Here is an 18,163-nt window from a genome sequence, read left to right as displayed (position 1 = left end):
GAGTTATGGACTATATTAAACAAATTCGATCATTAGTTGGTAGTCGACCACTTATTTTACCTGGTGTCGCCATTCTTCTTTTTGATGAAAATGATGATAAGCTATTACTTCAAAAGCGGACGGATAATAAGCTTTGGGGCCTAACTGGTGGATATATGGAGCCTGGAGAATCATTTGAAGAAACGGCTCATAGAGAAACGTTTGAAGAACTAGGTGTTTCAATTAAGAACCTTTCATTCAAATCCCTTCTTTCAGGTGAAAGGCTATACTATCAATATCCAAATGGTGATGAGGTGTATAGTGTCATTGCTGTATATTCAGCAAAGTGTGAGAAGGCTGACTTTAAGCTAGATTACGAAGAAGTTTCTGAAGTGAAGTATTTTCATCCGGAAGAGCTTCCGAATGAAATAAACCCTAATCATAGGATAGTACTAGAGGAATTAAGTTATTTAAAGAAACTTTAAAACAAACTGGTAACAAAACAGAAAGATGTATGCAAGACGAAAAGTAAGAACACGCCTGAATCGCTTTGATTCAGGTTTTTTTCGTTCAAGAAATGCTCATAACCAATCCTGTAATCTTGTGGTAACTTTTATGCTTTTAAGATATTGTAGAGGGAGCATATGATTATTTATCTACTGGAGGTCACTGTAATGAGAAAACGTTTACTATTCCTAACAGGTTTACTGAGTATGCTTGTTATCATAGCAGCTTGTGGAAAAGATGTTCCAGACGATCTCGATTGGCAGGTTGAAGATTTTACATACACTGATCACACAAATAGTGAATTTGGACTGAATGACTTGGAAGGCAGCGTTTGGATCGCTAATTTTATTTTCACAAATTGTGAAACGGTTTGTCCGCCAATGACAGCGAATATGTCTCAGCTTCAGGATAAGCTTAAGAAAGCAGATGTAGATGTGGAATTTGTATCATTTTCAGTTGATCCTGAACGTGACACACCTGATGAGTTAGTTGCCTTCTCTGAAAAATTTGATGCTGATCTTTCCAATTGGCATTTTCTAACTGGTTATAGTGGAGATGACATTCAGGAGTTTGCTCAAAACAGTTTTCAAACATTAGCTTTACCTGATCCTAACTCAGACCAGTTTACACATGGAACTTCTTTCTACCTTATTAATAAAGAAGGAGTTGTAGTGAAGAAGTATTCTGGTGTTTCAAATGTTCCTTATGAAGAAATCGTTAGCGATGTGAAAGCACTTCAATAGAGAGAGATCAGTCCTATGAAAAGGGCTGATTTTTATGTTAGGAGGACTTTATGACTTAATCGCTATATTCTCTGTTAAATTGACAAAAAAGGACAGGATTTCTATAATAATCTTTGGAAAGCGATAACAAAATGTTGGTTTATCCTACTAGTATGGGCTTAGTTGCTCCATTGGCAGGGGATATTGCGATCGTAGAAAAAGGTAATTGCTCAATTGGAGTTTACCCGCTTTTTCGATGTGTCCTTATAGACCAGAGAGAAGGAGAGAAGATCATGGCAGACAAGCGTCAAATTACAGTAGCGACCGGAGACGGAATTGGTCCTGAAATTATGGAAGCTACATTGCATATTCTAGAACAGGCCGGTGCTGAAATCGAACCTGAATTTATCGATGTAGGGGAGAAAGTGTACCTAACAGGAAACTCTACAGGTATTCCTCAGGAAGCGTGGGATTCACTCCGTCGCACAAAAGTCCTTTTGAAAGCGCCGATTACAACACCACAGGGGGGCGGCTACAAGAGCTTAAATGTAACGATTCGTACTGCAATGGGTCTTTATGCAAACGTTCGCCCTTGCGTATCCTATCACCCGGTTATTGAGAATAAACATCCTGATATGGATCTTGTCATTGTAAGAGAGAATGAAGAAGATCTTTATTCAGGAATTGAACATCAGCAAACACCAGATGTCGTTCAGAGTTTGAAGCTTATTTCTCGTCCAGGATCTGAGCGCATTATTCGTCACGCCTTTGAGTATGCGAGACAGAACAATCGCAAGAAAGTGTCATGCCTTGTTAAAGACAATATAATGAAGTTAAGTGATGGTCTTTTCCACCAGGTATTTAAAGAAATTGCTGCAGAATATCCTGATATTGAATCGAATAGTTACATTGTTGATATTGGAATGGCACGAATCGCAGATTCTCCAGAAGAATTTGATGTCATTGTTACATTGAATTTGTATGGAGACATTGCATCTGATATTGCAGCACAAATCGCAGGTAGTGTTGGGCTAGCAGGGTCTGCAAATATTGGCGATGAAATTGCAATGTTTGAAGCGATTCACGGAAGTGCTCCTGATATAGCGGGTAAGGGAATTGCTAATCCATCAGGACTCTTGCATGGTGCAATTATGATGCTCGTTCACATTGGCCAGCCTGAAGCGGCAGAGAAAATTCATAACGCATGGTTGAAAACAATTGAGGACGGCGTATTGACTGGTGATATGGCGAAAGGAAAAGAGACTGTTGGAACGAAAGAATTCGCTCATGCGGTCGTTGAAAGACTTGGACAGTTCCCTTCAACTCTTGAGCCTGTCACGTATAGTAAGGAACAAATCGAACAAGCAGAAAAGAATATTCGTCCAAATTACGTTCCAGAGCGTGAACTTGATGGGACAGACGTTTTTCTATTTAACAATACATTAACAATTGATGAACTAGCTGAAAAGCTTGAGCGAGCAGCTGGAAGCAATCATGAATTTGTAATGATGACAAATCGAGGTGTAAAAGTATATCCGAACGGTTTCTCGGAAACGTTCTTATCTGATCACTGGCGGTGTCGTTTCCAACCAGTTAAAGGTGTGAAAGAAACACAGGCAGGAATTAGAGAGTTACTATCACGAATAGAAGGTGAAGAGCTAGACTGGATTAAGATCGAGAACCTATATCGTTTTGACGGTAAGATTGCCTATTCCTTAGCACAAGGTCAATAAAGCAGTAAGCACGCCAATTAGGGCGTGCTTTTTTTGTGTTTTTTTATAACTGAGTAGATCTAAAAGGATAAATTGAAGAATCCTGCAAACACTACAAAAAGAATCACAGATTGCGTGGTGAAAGACTTTGTTTCGATGGTTTAAGAAAACCCAATCTCCGGATAAATTGAGAAATTTACCTGAATTAATTAAGAACTTAAAAGAATCTGGTGATTTTTTTCACTTTGAAAGCAAGCAACATGGTAGTTCCTTCTTTCTTTATTATTTTAAAACGCTTATTCATGAAACCCCTCTCAATGAACATATTTTGAGGTTTCTTTCTCGGGAACCTTTAAATAGCCTGAAAGAAATTAAGGATAAAGTACCTATTACGGGCATCATCATTACAGAAGATCTGAAAATCATTTGTGAAAAAGTAATGACAGGATATGTCATTGTACGTCTAAACGAAAATTCAATCGAATGTGCTCTAATACCATGCCAGGTGAAGAAAGCACGCCCAGTTTCACAACCAGAAGTTGAATTTACTGTAGTAGGTTCAAAAGAAGCTTTTGTAGAATCACTAGATACGAATATGCACCTCGTCAGAAAACGATTGCCGGTACATGAGTTAAAAGCATATGAATTAACACTAGGTAAACTTACAAATACAAAAGTAGTCGTTATGTATTTAGAAGGAATCGCGAACGAAGAGAATGTTAATACAGTAAAACAGCGTCTTGAAGATATCCACGTCGATCAAGTCGTTGATAGTTCGGTTATCATGCAACTTATTTCAGATGATCGAAATTCGCCTTTCCCACAGCTCATCGATACCGAACGACCTGACCGAGTAGTATCCGTTCTATGTGAGGGGAAAGTGGTCATTCTATCTGATGGATCTCCTCAAGCTTTAATTGGTCCTACGACTCTTGTAGAATTCTTCTCTGCTTTTGAAGATTATTTTGTTAACTGGATTGTAGCGTCATCAGCAAGACTCATCCGCCTTTTCGCCATTCTCTTTTCTATTCTAGTTACACCAATATATGTTGCAACGTTAACTTACCATTACGAATTGATTCCAAGTGATTTGCTGAGTACATTAGTTAGCTCAAGACAACGAATTCCACTTCCGCCTATATTAGAAGCGATTTTTCTAGAATTATCAATTGAATTATTAAGAGAAGCGGGAGCACGACTGCCTACAAAGGTTGGTCAGACCATTGGTATTGTTGGAGGTATTGTTATTGGAACGGCATCAGTAGAGGCAGGACTTACAAGTAACGTTCTTCTAATTATTGTTGCACTCTCTGCATTAGCCTCCTTTACAACACCGGTTTATCGAATGAGTAATACGATCCGACTAACACGATTCCCGTTTCTCTTATTTGCACATCTATGGGGACTACTTGGTATTACACTTTGTTTTAGTTTTCTCATTGTTCATCTTCTAAAGTTAAAATCACTTGGCCGTCCGTTTCTTGAGCCACTATATCCACTAAGAGTAAAGGATTTAAAGGACGCCATCATTAGATTACCCCTAAGATTCCAGGGGACAAGACCTATCCAATTACAAACTGAAGATACAAAACGGTTTAACACACGAATACAGAAAGAGAAAAACGATTTCCATGAATAAATTGAGAAGGGAGATGCTCTACATTGTCGGGACCTATAGTAAAAGACCAATATAAGGTATCTCCGTTCTTAGTCTTCTATCTTGTGCATTCTGTTCAAGTAGGAGTTGGTGTGATGGGATTTCAGAGAATCAGCGCTAGAATCGCCGGAAATGATGCTTGGATTTCGGTTTTAGGAGCCGGTTTGAGTATTCATATCGTTATCTTTCTTATTTATAAAATTCTTAATAAAGAAAATGGGGATATTATTTCGTTACACAAGAACCTCTTTGGTAGGTGGATAGGAGGCTTACTAAGCTGGATCGTAATCGGCTATTTTATTGCCATGAGTGTAACTGTTCTCAGAACATATATCGAAGTTATCCAAGTATGGATGTTTCCAGATTTGAATAAATGGTTTTTTGGCAGTGTATTTCTTCTTCTAACTTACTATTGTTTATCTGGTGGATTCCGAGTGGTGGCAGGTATTTCGTTCTTTGGAGTTGTGTTACCATTTTATCTCGTATTAACGATGCTTTTTCCAGTGTTTTATGGTCATTTTCAGGATCTTCTGCCCGTTTTCAACCACTCTGTGAAAGAGATATACGAAGGAGTAAAGGGAGCATCACTTTCTTTTTTAGGATTCACGACGCTCTTTATGTACTATCCATTTATTAAAGAGCCAGAGAAATCTCATCGATGGGCACAGGGAGGCCATTTGTTAACAATTATTATTTATACGGTCGTTATGATTGTAACAACGGCCTATTTTAGTACAGCTCAGTTAGAGAAAACAATTTGGGCCACGCTAACCACTTGGAAAATTGCTGAGATGCCTTTTGTACAGCGGTTTGAGTATATCGGCATTGCTTCATGGGCACTGGTTATCCTTCCTAATCTTTGTATCACTGTTTGGGCAGGTGGTAGGGGCATAAGAAGATTGTTAAAAGTGAGTCAACAGTCAGCAACTGTACCACTATTAATCCTTATTTTGATAGCAAGTAGTCTTTTTGCTAAACGTGAAAACATTGATCTTTTAAATTCCTACACAAGCAAAATAGGTTACTATTTTGTGTACGTTTATGTCCCACTCCTTTTTGTTACACAGTACATCAAAAGTAAAGTGGTGAAAGCAAAATGAGACGTTTACTCTTTTTTTTTCTTTGTCTATTTCTACTAGCCGGATGTGTTCAACAGAGTATTCTAGATGACATTCAAATGATTACAATAGTTGGATATGATGTACCAGAAGATGATGAATCTGATGGTCTCATCAAAGGAATAGCTGTAGCACCACAATACCAAGCGGATGGAAGAATTGATAATACTGTGTTTATTGAGACGGCTGAACTTAGTAAAGAAATAAGAAGTCAGTATAATTCTGAATCCCCAAAACCAATTGTAAGCGGGAAGTTAGAAGTAGGTCTCTTCAGTAGAGAATTGGCAGAAACAGACGGCGTTATTGGGCTTGTTGATACATTACAAAGAGATCCGTCAATCGGATCGAGGGTCTTCCTTGGTGTAGCAAATGGCAATATAGAGGAGATGCTCAGTGCAAACTACGGTAACGTAGATACTGGCACCTATTTTCATGATGTTTTAACACACAATAGTAAGCATGGAATGCTACCAGAAACGAATCTTCATAGCTTCCTTTACTCATATTTCTCAGAGGGAAGCGATCCATTTCTACCTTTGCTTGAAATGGATGGTGATAAGGTAAAGATATCCGGAATTGCACTATTAAATGGAGGTAAAATGGTTGGAGAACTAGACGCAGATAGCTTATTCACATTCAAAATCCTTTCCGAAAGATTTAGTAGCAACGATTCTTTCTCTGTCAAGCTAGGTCCAGGTAAATACGCAGCGATTTACAATATTGCTTCAAAGCGTAAAATTGAGTACAAACGAGCTGGAGCTAATAAAATTCATATAAAAGGTAATGTTCTTGGAGTAATTAAAGAGTATTCTGGGGAAGAATTATCTCCTGAAGCTCTTAATGAAATTAAATTGACCATGGAGAAAGATATAGAAAAGAGAGGGTTAGAAATGATCAAAACCTTTCAGGAATTGGAAATTGATCCTCTAAGTCTTGGTAATGCTGTTAGGAGCAGAACAAGAGGCGAGTTTAATCGTGACCAATGGATAGACGAATATAAGGATATGGACATTTCTTTTGATATGGATGTCAAAATAACAGAGTCCGGAATTATTGAGTAGAATAAAGAATTTAAAAAGGCATCCTAAGATGGATGCCTTTAAGGTTAGTTCATTTCAATCCGTTGTTCAACGGTCTTTGTTAATGCAACAAGCTCTTCAACGACAGTAGTTAGTCGTTCCTTCGCTTTCACATCAATCATATAACCTTTCTCATCAAAGCACGTCGGATCCGCGCAAAATTGATCAGGTAGAACAAGCGCATAAAGTCCACGCATAACGGTTCTCATATTATTCAGAGCGTTAATCCCACCTTTTCCGCCCCCTCCAACAGAGGCTAGAGCTGTAGGCTTATGCTTAAAGTGGCTTCCACCTAGAAAGTCAAGGGCGTTTTTGAGAGCACCGCTCATGCCATTATGATATTCTGGTGAGCAAATGACGAAAGCCTCTGCGTTAGTAGCATGATTCATCAAACGCTGTACTTCTGGATGGTTAAGATCTTCCTTGCTGCCTTTAAAAAGCGGAAGTTCATGAAAACCCGCATCAAATGTTAAGACCTCAATTCCTTTTTCGTCTAGTTGATCCGTAATCGCATTTGTTAAATTACGCGTCATTGATTTTTCTCTTGGACTCCCATTGATTACAAGTATTTTCATAATGAAACTCCTTTCCTGCTACTATTTACTTTCTCAGTTATGACTAAGGTAACTCAGTAGTGATCTTGTTCATCTACTACAAGTATATGTGAAATATGAACTTACCAAATCGTCTGAAGGTACGAATGTAGTCTCATACTTTAGTCTTATGCTTATTCACCAGACCAGTGCTTCTTTGTAGCAAGAAGTGCTGCTTGCGTGCGATCATGAACATTCAACTTTGAAAGAATACTGCTTACATGCGTTTTAACGGTTTTTTCTGTTATATAAAGAGAGGAAGCAATTTCTTTATTACTTTTGCCAAGAGTAATTTCTCTTAATACATCTCTTTCTCTTTTTGTAAGAGCTTCAAAAAGAGTTTCTTCCTCATCCTTCCCTGTCATATGAGACATTAACTGATTAGTAGCCAGAGGGTGAAGGTGACTCTTGCCATTGAATGCAGCTCGAATTGTATATATGAGTTCATCAGGATCGATGTCTTTTAATTGATAGCCTTCTGCACCAGCTCTTATAGCAGGGAGGACATGATCTTGATCAGAAAAACTAGTTAAAATAATGATTTTCATACCTGGATATTTCTGTTTCAGTTGTTTGGTTGCTTCAATCCCATCCATTTCTGGCATAATTAAATCCATTAAAACAACATCTGGTTGTAGTTGTTCTGCGAGTGTCACGGCTTCTAACCCAGTTGAAGCCTCTCCAATGATTTCAATATCCGGTTGTGATTGCAAAAATAACCTTAAACCTTTTCGGACCATAAGATGGTCGTCTGCTAGAAGAAGTTTCATTCCCATCATGTCTCCTCTTTATATTAGGCTGTGTCGTAGACGGTGTTGCTTGAATTGGTTAAATTCCGCTCCAATTAGCTATGTGTGGTTTTTATTCAGAAATTCTTTTAGAACAAACTTCTTCTAGAAAAAGACTTCTATTTAAAATGGAAGAATTACTGTAATTTTGGTTCCTTTATTTACTTCACTCTTTATAGACAAGTGCCCTCCAAGGACATCTGCTCTTTCTCTCATCCCTTTTAATCCAAGTGTGTAACTTCCAACCGTCTCGAGATTAAACCCCTTACCTTTGTCTTCAATGATTAGTGTAGCATTATGGTCATCAATTTTTAGGAAGAGACTGACCTTGTTCACACTTGCATGTTTTTGGACGTTGTTAAGGGATTCCTGTCCAATGCGAAAGAGCGCTTCTTCGATCGGTGCTGGCAGAATCTTAAATCCAGATATATGACAGTTAGGTTTGAGGTCTAAACCAACCGCATATGTTTCGAGAGATGTCATAATCCCAGCTTTCATTCCAACCGGACGAAGTTGCCAGATTAGTGTTTTCATTTCTCGCATAGCTTCCTGAGCCATTTGCTGAATGTCCTTAAGAGCATCGCGTAAGATAGGATTCTCTTCTTGCAAGTCACGCGCTCCTCTTGCTGTCATAGAAAGGGAGAATAGCTTTTGACTAACAGAGTCATGTAAATCTCTTGCTAATCGATTACGTTCTTCTGAGATGATTAGTTCCTGTCGCTTTTCGTTAATTCTAGCGTGTTCAATTGCAAGAGCAGTATGATCAGCTATGGCTTTTAAGACATCGCCTTCACTTTGATTAAAGTCTGTGTTCTTATGGCTTACCGCAAAGAGAATGCCAATGTGATTACCTAGGATTGACACATTTCTAGCAATAATGAAACCTGTTTCTGAGAAGAAGGGGGATTGTTTTGATAGAGATATAGGTTTCTCGAGTTGAACAGCATCGATTAAGTCTTGAAAGTTATCCAATCTATACAACTGGTGGTCTGTTTGTAAATGTCCATCTTCATAAACAGAGTGAACGATAATATGATTCTCTTCTTGCGAACAATAACCAACAATTGGCCACTCAAAGGAAGTGGCAGTTTGCTCCACAATACCATTGATGATGTCCTTACCTTGTTCGCGCTTCCACAATTCTCTTGTTAATGTTTCAAGCTTCGCATAATGTTCAGCTCTTTTTTGCTCGTTTTGATATAATTTTGTTCGTTTAATGGCTGTCCCAATTTGGTAAGCAACCGATTCAAGTAATGTTAATTCTTCTTCATTGAATTGCTCTTTACCTGGAGAGCCGACATTCAATAGTCCAAAAGTTTCACCTGCAGCTGTTAATGGAACGGTTGCATGGTGAGTAAGTCCTTCGGTATCTCCAAGGTCATTCTTTACTGCGTCTTCCAACCGTTTGCATTCTATAATATTAAAAGCTTGATTTAATTTACCATCCCAGTACTTATTTAAACACCAGCAAGTACCTGAGCACATTGGATGTTTATTGTTCATGGAAAGGGCATGTGGAAGCCGTACGTCTGCGGTGCAAGTGAATTCATGTCTACCATCAGATAGAAAAATCCAACCAGTTTGAAGCCCAGTTACGGCTAGAAGTTCTTCAAGAACGGATTGGAGCATAGGCTTCAAATCGCTTGATCGATTTAATGTTTCTGCGATGGTTTTTAGAGTTAATAATTCACGTTCATGCTGCTGATCATTCACATATCATTCCCCCAATATTCAAACAAATCGACCGTGTTTATTATACTATAAACACGGTTATTCTCTAAATACCGTTTATTCTAATAGTAGCATGATGTAGACATTGTGTTTGATTCAACAAATGTATGGAAAAGTTATTAAAAAGGTAGCTTTTGTTTGAAGCGTCGTCATATATAATGAAGTAGAGAATGAAGGGAGGATAAGATGAAAATTAAAGAAAAAGCGACAGAGCTCTCGTCTGTACAACTGATCGTTCTTTTCTATTTAGCGGCAGTAGTTCTATCGACGGTTCTTTTAAGTCTACCAATTGCACACCAGAAGGGCGTTAATTGGAGCTTTATAGATGCTTTGTTTACAGCTGTTAGTGCAATTAGTGTTACAGGCCTTACTGTTGTCTCAACGGCAGACACCTTCAGTACCACTGGAACCTACATATTGGCTTTTGTTCTCCAGTTCGGAGGAATTGGAATCATGACGCTTGGAACGTTCATTTGGCTTATTATGGGTAAGCAAATTGGAATGAAAGAGCGACAGCTTATAAGTACAGACCAGAATCGAGGCACACTTGCTGGTCTCGTTAAGCTCATGAGACAAATACTTGGCTTGATTCTCCTATTTGAAGCAATTGGAACGGTTATTCTAGGTCTATATATGCTTAAATATTATCCCACCTGGCAGGAGTCATTCTTGCAGGGGTTCTTTGCTTCTGTAAGTGCTACTACTAATGCTGGTTTCGACATTACTGGAAATTCACTCATTCCTTACGCAAATGATTATTTTGTCCAAACGATTAATATGATTCTTCTTATACTTGGTGCTATTGGTTTTCCAGTGCTCATTGAGTTAAAGGACTATTTGTTTCAAAGAAAAGAAAAGGTGGCTTATCGGTTTACATTATTCACTAAAGTTACGACGGTTACCTTCTTTTCTCTCGTTGTGATTGGAGCAGCCCTTATCTGGCTTCTTGAGTTGGGTAATTTTATGGAAGGTAAGACGTGGGACCAAGCTTTGTTCTATTCTCTATTTCAATCTGTGACAACACGAAACGGCGGTTTAGCCACCATGGATGTTAGTGAATTTACATTATCTACTCAGCTCGTTCTAAGCTTGCTGATGTTTATAGGTGCTTCACCAAGCAGTGTTGGTGGTGGGATTCGAACGACGACTTTAGCTGTAGCCATTCTAAGCGTTGTTCACTTTGCAAGAGGTAGAAAAAGTGTCAAAGTGTTTGGGAGAGAGCTTCTGAGTGAAGATATTCTAAAGTCTTTTATCGTTATATTTACAGCAACAGCTCTTTGTGGACTGGCAGTCGTTATTCTAGCTGCAACTGAACCTTTTTCATTAACAGCTATCATTTTTGAAGTAACTTCTGCTTTTGGAACGACTGGGTTAACTCTTGGCATAACTTCTGAATTAAGTACAGCTGGTAAATGCGTCATTATTTTCTTAATGTTTGTAGGAAGAATTGGTATCATTTCATTTCTATTAATGTTGCGAGGAAATGTGCATGTCGAGCGATATCACTATCCAAAAGAACAAATTATTACTGGATAATGTATGTTTTATGACAAATGTATCGTTATGAATACGCTTTCACTTATACTGTTATTCTCAACTTGTGCCGGGGTATATCATTATTACTTCAAACTTTGAGGAGGAAGAGATGATGTACAATAAAATCTTAGTGGCATATGATCGTTCTGAAGATAGTGAAAAGGCGCTTCATCAAGCTGTTAAGCTTGCTGAACTGAATCATGCTTCGATTCATTTGGTGCATGTCTCGAAAGAGTCACATAAATTCTCTAATCAGCCTGAGATAAGAATTCCTTACGGGACAGGAAGTATTGGTAATGAAGGCCATGCAGGCGTTCCATCTCCAGTGCATGAATCGGGCAGGGATGGTGCTCTCATTGAAAAAAGTGAGGGAGAAGCAATGGTAAGAGAAGTGAAAGAAACTCTCTATCATATGGGAGTCAATGTTGATTCAGATGTGAGAGTTGGGGATCCAGCTAAAGAAATCGTCGACCTTGCTGTGATGACAGAAGCTGACTTAATTGTTATTGGGAGCAGGGGGCTGAGTGGTATTAAAAAGTGGATGCTTGGTAGTGTTAGTCAAAAAGTAGCTCAGCAGTCTCCATGTCCTGTCTTAATTGTTAAATAAAAAGATTAAGCCCGGTGCACGGTGCAGCCGGGCTTTTTGATGTAGATAAAATAAGAGTTACTACATATTACCAACAGAGTTTTACCGTTAATTCACTACAGTTATCCCCATTACCAGCAGTAAGGTCAATTCGAATCGCATCCGGAGTGTAAGCTGTATGAAAGGAAGATGCCACACCTGCACGTCGAATAACCTTTTCCATATGCGAATGATCATTCTTTTGTGCTGCATCTTTTAACTCATGTGCAAAGTTAGTGTCCTGTTGAATTTTTTCAAGAAGTTTACGTGCTTCACTCATGAGTTGACAGGAAGTATTGGCAGATCTTTGAAAGCGAGTTACTTCTATAGGTGGATAACGCAAGAACGGATAGACGGGAGGATAAGAATAATAGGGAATCCAATTAAGTCTGTATTGATCGTTATACATCTTTGTTCCTCCCAAAAACATGATATTAATACCGTATGGGTTTCGTGGTGAAAAGTGTATATGAGAGGATGATTTGAGAAATCCATTTCAAACAGGTTACAATAGCAGGGAAGCCGTTTTTGAAGGGGTAGGGCCATTTGAAGAAATATATCATTTTTACCATTAGCTTAATTTGTTTTTATTTTATTGTAAATTTACTTATGAGTGCTATCGTAAATACAGTATTCCAGTCTGGATGGTTGGGAGCATGGAGTAAAGGCCAACAGCTGACCGAAAGTTTAACCTTTGGTCTGCTCTACAATCCAATTGATTTAATCAGTTTAATCATCTCATTTGTAATAAGTTTATTCGTAACATCCAAAGTTAAAGTCTCTTAAACCATGTTCATTGCATGGTTTTTTATTATGTGAACAAATGGATCTCCGTTTGATAGTCCTTTACTCTCGAATTGAATGAATAGTATGATAAGTTAAAGGGAGAGTAATCAAAGGAGAATGGAATGAAAGCCACTAAGCGAAAGAAACTAGCTATTAAGCTTATACCCGTACTAATTCTATTCGGAGGGTTTCTTTTTTATCTTAATTGGAGTCAGAATAGTGAACCAACCTTTAAGATAAATGAGAATTTCAATGAATTACAAAGTGAATCAGAGGTGTTTAAACAAATCAGTCAAGGACTTACTGGGTCCTATATTCCTTCAGAATATAACTTATTTCTAGATGTCGAACTTGAAAAATTATTAGTGGAAGAACGACGTACCTTGAAGATTGAGAAGGTATGGAGTCAATACGATTTTCTTTTTCTGATCTACAGCATAGATGTTCTACAAGAAGATCAACGTAATGAAGATCTCCCACAATTTACATTTGATGAGCTATCTCTTCATTCAGGAGATAACACCATCTCAATAGAAGTTAATTCAACTTCGGTTATGAGGCCGAATGAAATCTCCAAGGACTACGTATATAAGCACCGCATGTATAGAGGAATAGCTGTTAATATGGCAGGTTCTGAGAAAGCATATGATGATCTGCAACAAGTTTACCAATGGGACAATATTGACCAAATTACGGTTAAGAGGCCAAAGATGTTATATGATTCTTCTAAAGGACAAGCATTCGAGTCCTTTTCTTTTGAAACATCGTTAAATTTACAATATAATCAAACTCTTGAAGTGTTTGATCTTAATAAGACAACGAATATGGACAATAATCTTCAATTGACATGGAAGAAGTTAGAGATGAAAATGGATCGCCTGACTCTTACTTTTCAACTAGAGAAAACGGATGAACCTTTGCAAGGGATAACACTTGCTACAGCTACAAAAGGCAAGGTTATGACGGAACAGTATCATCCAGTAGTGAAGAAAGATGATCATTATGAATTGAGTTTACCGACATTCGAGAGTACTCCTGACACCTTTCAAGTTCAGGTGCGAGCATTAGATTTCATCGATCGTAGTGAACCACTCTCCTATACAATTAGCAATGAAATGATTATGGAGGGACTTTCGTTATCTAAAGGACAAAAGGTAGATGTACTTAAAGAGCTAGGAACAAGAAATGGAATGACCATCTCTTATGCTGGTTTATCGAATGCACTACCTGGTTATGAAGTAGATGAAGGACCGAGCGATGTGTTAGGCATAGTAATTCAACTTGAAGACATTCCTGGAGAGCGGTTTCGGATGTGGTTTAACACTGTAACAAAAGAAATGCAGAACTTAAAGTACAATAAAACTGAGTCGCCTTCAGATTCAGGAGCTTATCCCAATGCTGGGCCACTTATTGAAATCAGCAACGATAAAGGAGAACTAGCAGAGGCTTATGGCAGTTCATCTGAGACGATGCCAGATAAAGAGAGTCAGGCTTTTCATGTGAGGAAAGAGTTCTTCGAGCGGTCGGATGAAATAATAGTGAAGTTGAGTCAGTTTCCAATTCATGAAAAAGTAAAAGCTAATAAAAGTACCTTTAATCTTCGATGAAAGCAGGTGATTGTCTTCATGCTAATAGAAGAAACAGAGAATTATCCATTTGAACTTCTTCTTGAAGCTGATCCATCTATTCGAAAGATAAAAGAATATGTTGAAACGGGAAAGTGTTTTATAGCAGTTGATCAAGAGGTGCAAGGTGTCTATATTTTAATGGAACAAAAACCTAATCAACCAGAAATAATGAACATCGCTGTAAAAGAGGAGAGCAGGGGAAGAGGAATTGGGAAACTGCTCTTGCAGGATGCTTTGAACCGTGCAGAAGAGATGGGTGCTACTTCTGTCGAAATCGGTACAGGTAACTCGAGCATTGCCCAACTTGCCTTGTATCAAAAATGTGGGTTTCGTATGTGCGGTATTATTAAAGGTTTCTTTGATGATTACCCTGAACCAATTGTAGAGGATGGAATTCGTTGTCGAGATATGATTCGTCTTTCTTATCAATTTAGCTAATGTAGAAGCTGCCGATTTAGATTCGGCAGTTTTTTTGATCTAAATGAGCAACCTATGAGAATGATACAATAGAAGATAGAATTACTAAAGGAGTGGCTGAGGTGAAACCCGGTGAACTTACATTAAAATGTAGTATGCTAGAAACAATAATTGATAGCGCTTACGAATGGCTTGTAGTCGTTGACGAAGACGGCATAATCGATTACATGAACAAAACATATTGTGAATTTCTAGATGTGGATCGTGAATCGGTTGTTGGCATGCACGTAACAGATGTGATAGAAAATACTCGCATGCATATTGTCGCAAGGAGTGGAAACATAGAGCTTGCTGATTTACAGTACATTCGTGGAAATTATATGATAGCTAATCGAGTCCCAATTTACCATAACGGTGAATTAATAGGAGCAGTAGGGACTGTTATTTTTCGTGACACAGAACAATGGAAGCAAATGAATACTCACATTAAAGTGCTTCTTTCTGAGTTGGAATATTACCGAAGTGGATCCGCCAAAGAAAATGGAGCTAGCTATTCCCTTTATGACATTGTTGGAACATCTGAACCAATTCGAAGTCTTAAAGAAAAGGTGAAGCAGGTTGCAAGCGGGAATATCTCCGTTCTCATTCGTGGAGAAAGCGGCACGGGAAAAGAGTTGTTTGCCCATAGTATTCATCAACTTAGCGAACGAAGCAATCGCCCATTTATCAAGGTGAATTGCGGTGCCATTCCTGAACAATTGTTGGAGTCAGAGTTGTTTGGTTATGAAGAAGGAGCTTTTACCGGGGCGAAAAAAGGTGGGAAACTTGGGAAGTTTGAGCTTGCGGATACGGGTACAATATTCCTGGATGAAATTGGTGACATGCCAGCAAATATGCAGGTGAAGCTGTTACGTGTATTACAGGATCGAGAAGTAGAGCGAGTAGGTAGTTTGGCAACTAAAAAAGTAGATGTAAGAATTATTGCTGCTACTAATCGTCCATTAGAAGCAATGGTAGAAGAGCGGCGCTTCCGGGAAGATTTGTTTTATCGCATCAATGTGATCCAATTATCAATTCCTCCATTAAGGGAGCGGGTGCAAGATGTTAAGCCATTAGCAGAAACGTTCGTTAGAAATATTTCTGCGAAATCTGGAAAGCGTGTCATTGGTATTGAAAATCATGCAATGCAATTACTTCTTCAACACAATTGGCCTGGAAATGCGCGTGAACTTGAAAATGCTCTTGAGGCATCCGTTCATTTAACTCGAACAGAAACAGTTGATGTTGCTTCCCTCCCAGATTACTTAAAGGAGAACGAAGGACTTGTTACAGGTAATCGTAAGCTTAGGGATATAGTAGAAAAAGCAGAATGTGAAGCGATACGTAAAACCATTATCCAATGTGAGAATGATAAAATTGCTGCAGCAAAGATTCTTGGTATTGGAAAAACAAGCTTATACGATAAAATCAATAAGTATCATTTGTCTTAATATCATTCCAGAAAACCGGAAATCATTCCGGTTTTCTGGAATTTCTTTATTTATAGTAAAAGAATTTGAGAAGTACCTTAAGACCCTAGTAAATGCAATGCGCTATTTCCGGATAAGCGGAATCTGCCAATGCTTCTTTTTATCCAACATTCAGTAACCGCTTACAATTCGTTGGATTTTCTAACATTGGCATGTAACTTGCATCTTAAATAGGAGAAAACAAAAGGGAGTTGTGAAAATGAAAAAACAATTTGTTAATGGATATGAAGCTGTAAAGTCCAGGTCCCCACTCATCCGCCTAACAATTATTTACTAGAATTATTTAACACATGTTTCAATGTGACGAAAGAAAAATTAGTAGTTCGAGAAATGGCAAAAGGGCTTACGTTAGAAGAGATAAAGGATTTAACAGAACCAGATCTCATTGTACTATCATCAATTCGCTATGATCCGTAATAAAAAGGGGGAAAAGTCATGTTAAGTATGATTGGGTTAATTGGTGGGTTACTACTTCTCATCTATCTTACTATGAAAGGTATGAATTTACTTGTTGCAGGACCACTTTGTGCTATCGTGGTAGCTTTACTAAGTGGATTACCACTTTTTCCACAGCTTGTGGAAGAAGGAGCACCTAACTTTGTTGGTAATTATATGGAAGGGTTCTCAGGGTTTGTTGCAGCATGGTTTCCGATGTTCCTACTCGGTGCTATCTTTGGAAAGGTAATGGAGGATAGTGGTGCAGCCGACAGCGTATCGAAATGGGTTGTGGAGAAGCTTGGATTAAAGCAGGCCGTTCTAGCGATCGTACTTGCCTGTGCGATCTTAACTTACGGCGGTGTTAGTCTCTTTGTTGTTGCTTTTTCGGTATATCCAATGGCAGTGAGTTTGTTTAAACAAGCAGATTTACCACGACGGTTTATTCCAGCAACTCTTGCATTTGGTTCTGTTACGTTCACTATGACTTCTGCAGGTTCACCTGAGATTCAGAACTGGATTCCGATCGAATATTTAAATACGAGTCCGTATGCAGGTTGGGAAGTGAGCTTGATTGTTGCTCTATTCATGGCTTTGTTCGGCTACTGGTGGCTGAAACGAATGATTACAAAAGCGGTTGCTAAAGGAGAAAGATTTGAAGGACGAAAGGAAGATCCAGAAATTGAAAATCGTCCGCTCCCACATCCTTTTCTTGGTCTTGTCCCACTAGTAATTGTCTTAATTATTTCATTTATATTCCACGATGACTTAAAGCAATCTGCGCTTATTATTGCATTGCTAGGTGGTATTCTATCGACGTATTTATTAAACAGGAAATACTTTGCTAACTTTGGCCGAGCTGTTTCTGATGGCACACTCGGTGCATTAATTGCAATTGGTAATACGGCTGCAGTTGTTGGCTTTGGAGGCGTTGCCAAAGCAGTTCCTGCATTTGAGACTGCTGTTAATATCATGACAGGTATTCCAGGGAGTCCTTTAATTGGAGGAGCTATTGCTGTTAGTGTGATTGCAGGATTAACAGGATCTGCATCAGGTGGTCAGGTAATTGCTTTACCAATTCTTGCACCTCATTATATTGATGCAGGTGTGAATCCAGAGGCATTGCATCGAACAATTGCGATTTCTTCTGGTGCACTCGACTCTCTACCTCATAATGGTTATGTTGTTACAACGATTCGGGCTATTTGTGGAGAAACGCATCAGGATGCATACGGTGCTGTAGGGGCATTAACAGTCATCGTTCCTCTTCTAGGGCTTGTACTGGCAATCGTGTTATTCAGTCTTGGACTTGGAATTTAAA

The 18,163-nt window shown here is 38.6% G+C and carries 16 protein-coding genes; 12 read left to right on the top strand and 4 right to left on the bottom strand.

Going from position 1 to position 18,163, the window contains the following annotated elements; translation table 11 throughout:
• Window positions 1-5: 5 nt before the first annotated feature.
• The 6 genes from JI666_RS10445 to JI666_RS10420 all read left to right on the top strand — a co-directional run bounded on the left by JI666_RS10445 (window position 6) and on the right by JI666_RS10420 (window position 6,756).
• Entirely contained in the window at window positions 6-464 is a 459-nt protein-coding gene (locus JI666_RS10445) for an NUDIX hydrolase (protein ID WP_206891528.1), read from the top strand.
• Between the two features lie 189 nt (window positions 465-653).
• Window positions 654-1,229, top strand: a complete 576-nt coding sequence (locus JI666_RS10440; protein WP_206891526.1) for an SCO family protein — start codon at window positions 654-656, stop codon at window positions 1,227-1,229.
• Window positions 1,230-1,501: 272 nt separating this feature from the next.
• Window positions 1,502-2,941, top strand: coding sequence for an NADP-dependent isocitrate dehydrogenase (locus tag JI666_RS10435; RefSeq protein ID WP_206891522.1), 1,440 nt, complete (start codon window positions 1,502-1,504; stop codon window positions 2,939-2,941).
• Between the two features lie 127 nt (window positions 2,942-3,068).
• The gene (locus JI666_RS10430) at window positions 3,069-4,559 is read left to right on the top strand and encodes a spore germination protein (RefSeq protein WP_286170733.1); all 1,491 of its coding nucleotides are present in this window, start codon (window positions 3,069-3,071) and stop codon (window positions 4,557-4,559) included.
• Between the two features lie 23 nt (window positions 4,560-4,582).
• The gene (locus tag JI666_RS10425) at window positions 4,583-5,677 is read left to right on the top strand and encodes a GerAB/ArcD/ProY family transporter (RefSeq protein ID WP_206891521.1); all 1,095 of its coding nucleotides are present in this window, start codon (window positions 4,583-4,585) and stop codon (window positions 5,675-5,677) included.
• Window positions 5,674-6,756: a Ger(x)C family spore germination protein gene (locus JI666_RS10420; protein WP_206891520.1), complete on the top strand. Its 1,083-nt coding sequence runs from the start codon at window positions 5,674-5,676 to the stop codon at window positions 6,754-6,756. The genes JI666_RS10425 and JI666_RS10420 overlap by 4 nt, the downstream gene beginning before the upstream one ends.
• Before the next feature lie 44 nt (window positions 6,757-6,800).
• On the opposite strand, the gene JI666_RS10415 is transcribed toward JI666_RS10420, so the two are convergent.
• The 3 genes from JI666_RS10415 to JI666_RS10405 form a co-directional block, all read right to left on the bottom strand.
• Window positions 6,801-7,349: an NADPH-dependent FMN reductase gene (locus JI666_RS10415; RefSeq protein WP_206891519.1), complete on the bottom strand. Its 549-nt coding sequence runs from the start codon at window positions 7,347-7,349 to the stop codon at window positions 6,801-6,803.
• A gap of 152 nt (window positions 7,350-7,501) precedes the next feature.
• Window positions 7,502-8,143: a response regulator gene (locus JI666_RS10410; protein WP_286170757.1), complete on the bottom strand. Its 642-nt coding sequence runs from the start codon at window positions 8,141-8,143 to the stop codon at window positions 7,502-7,504.
• Window positions 8,144-8,278: 135 nt separating this feature from the next.
• Complete coding sequence (locus tag JI666_RS10405; protein WP_206891516.1) at window positions 8,279-9,868, bottom strand: GAF domain-containing sensor histidine kinase; 1,590 nt, start codon at window positions 9,866-9,868, stop codon at window positions 8,279-8,281.
• Window positions 9,869-10,072: 204 nt separating this feature from the next.
• Here JI666_RS10405 and JI666_RS10400 point away from each other — a divergent pair, with 204 nt between their 5' ends.
• Together JI666_RS10400 and JI666_RS10395 are read left to right on the top strand one after the other, a co-directional pair.
• Window positions 10,073-11,422, top strand: a complete 1,350-nt coding sequence (locus JI666_RS10400; RefSeq protein ID WP_206891515.1) for a TrkH family potassium uptake protein — start codon at window positions 10,073-10,075, stop codon at window positions 11,420-11,422.
• Between the two features lie 109 nt (window positions 11,423-11,531).
• Window positions 11,532-12,029 (top strand): universal stress protein, encoded by a 498-nt coding sequence (locus tag JI666_RS10395; RefSeq protein ID WP_206891514.1) that lies wholly within the window; start codon window positions 11,532-11,534, stop codon window positions 12,027-12,029.
• 67 nt (window positions 12,030-12,096) lie between these two features.
• Here JI666_RS10395 and JI666_RS10390 read toward each other — a convergent pair whose 3' ends face one another.
• Window positions 12,097-12,456, bottom strand: coding sequence for a YuzC family spore coat inner layer protein (locus tag JI666_RS10390; RefSeq protein WP_206891513.1), 360 nt, complete (start codon window positions 12,454-12,456; stop codon window positions 12,097-12,099).
• 499 nt (window positions 12,457-12,955) lie between these two features.
• Between JI666_RS10390 and JI666_RS10385 the strand changes: the two genes are divergently transcribed.
• From JI666_RS10385 to JI666_RS10370, 4 genes are all read left to right on the top strand, one after another.
• Window positions 12,956-14,440 (top strand): hypothetical protein, encoded by a 1,485-nt coding sequence (locus JI666_RS10385; protein ID WP_206891512.1) that lies wholly within the window; start codon window positions 12,956-12,958, stop codon window positions 14,438-14,440.
• A gap of 18 nt (window positions 14,441-14,458) precedes the next feature.
• Window positions 14,459-14,899 carry a GNAT family N-acetyltransferase gene (locus JI666_RS10380; protein ID WP_206891511.1) on the top strand — a complete coding sequence of 147 codons (441 nt, stop codon included), beginning with the start codon at window positions 14,459-14,461 and terminating at the stop codon, window positions 14,897-14,899.
• A 101-nt stretch (window positions 14,900-15,000) separates the two neighbouring features.
• Entirely contained in the window at window positions 15,001-16,368 is a 1,368-nt protein-coding gene (locus tag JI666_RS10375) for a sigma-54 interaction domain-containing protein (RefSeq protein WP_414635138.1), read from the top strand.
• 474 nt (window positions 16,369-16,842) lie between these two features.
• Window positions 16,843-18,162 (top strand): GntP family permease, encoded by a 1,320-nt coding sequence (locus JI666_RS10370; protein WP_206891509.1) that lies wholly within the window; start codon window positions 16,843-16,845, stop codon window positions 18,160-18,162.
• The last annotated feature ends 1 nt before the right edge of the window (window position 18,163 follow it).

It is taken from the genome of Bacillus sp. NTK071 (genome assembly GCF_017303315.1).
Taxonomy (GTDB): Bacteria; Bacillota; Bacilli; order Bacillales; family Guptibacillaceae; genus Guptibacillus.
The sequence above is the reverse complement of the archived record's forward strand: the minus strand, read 5'-3'. Positions and strand labels throughout refer to the sequence as shown.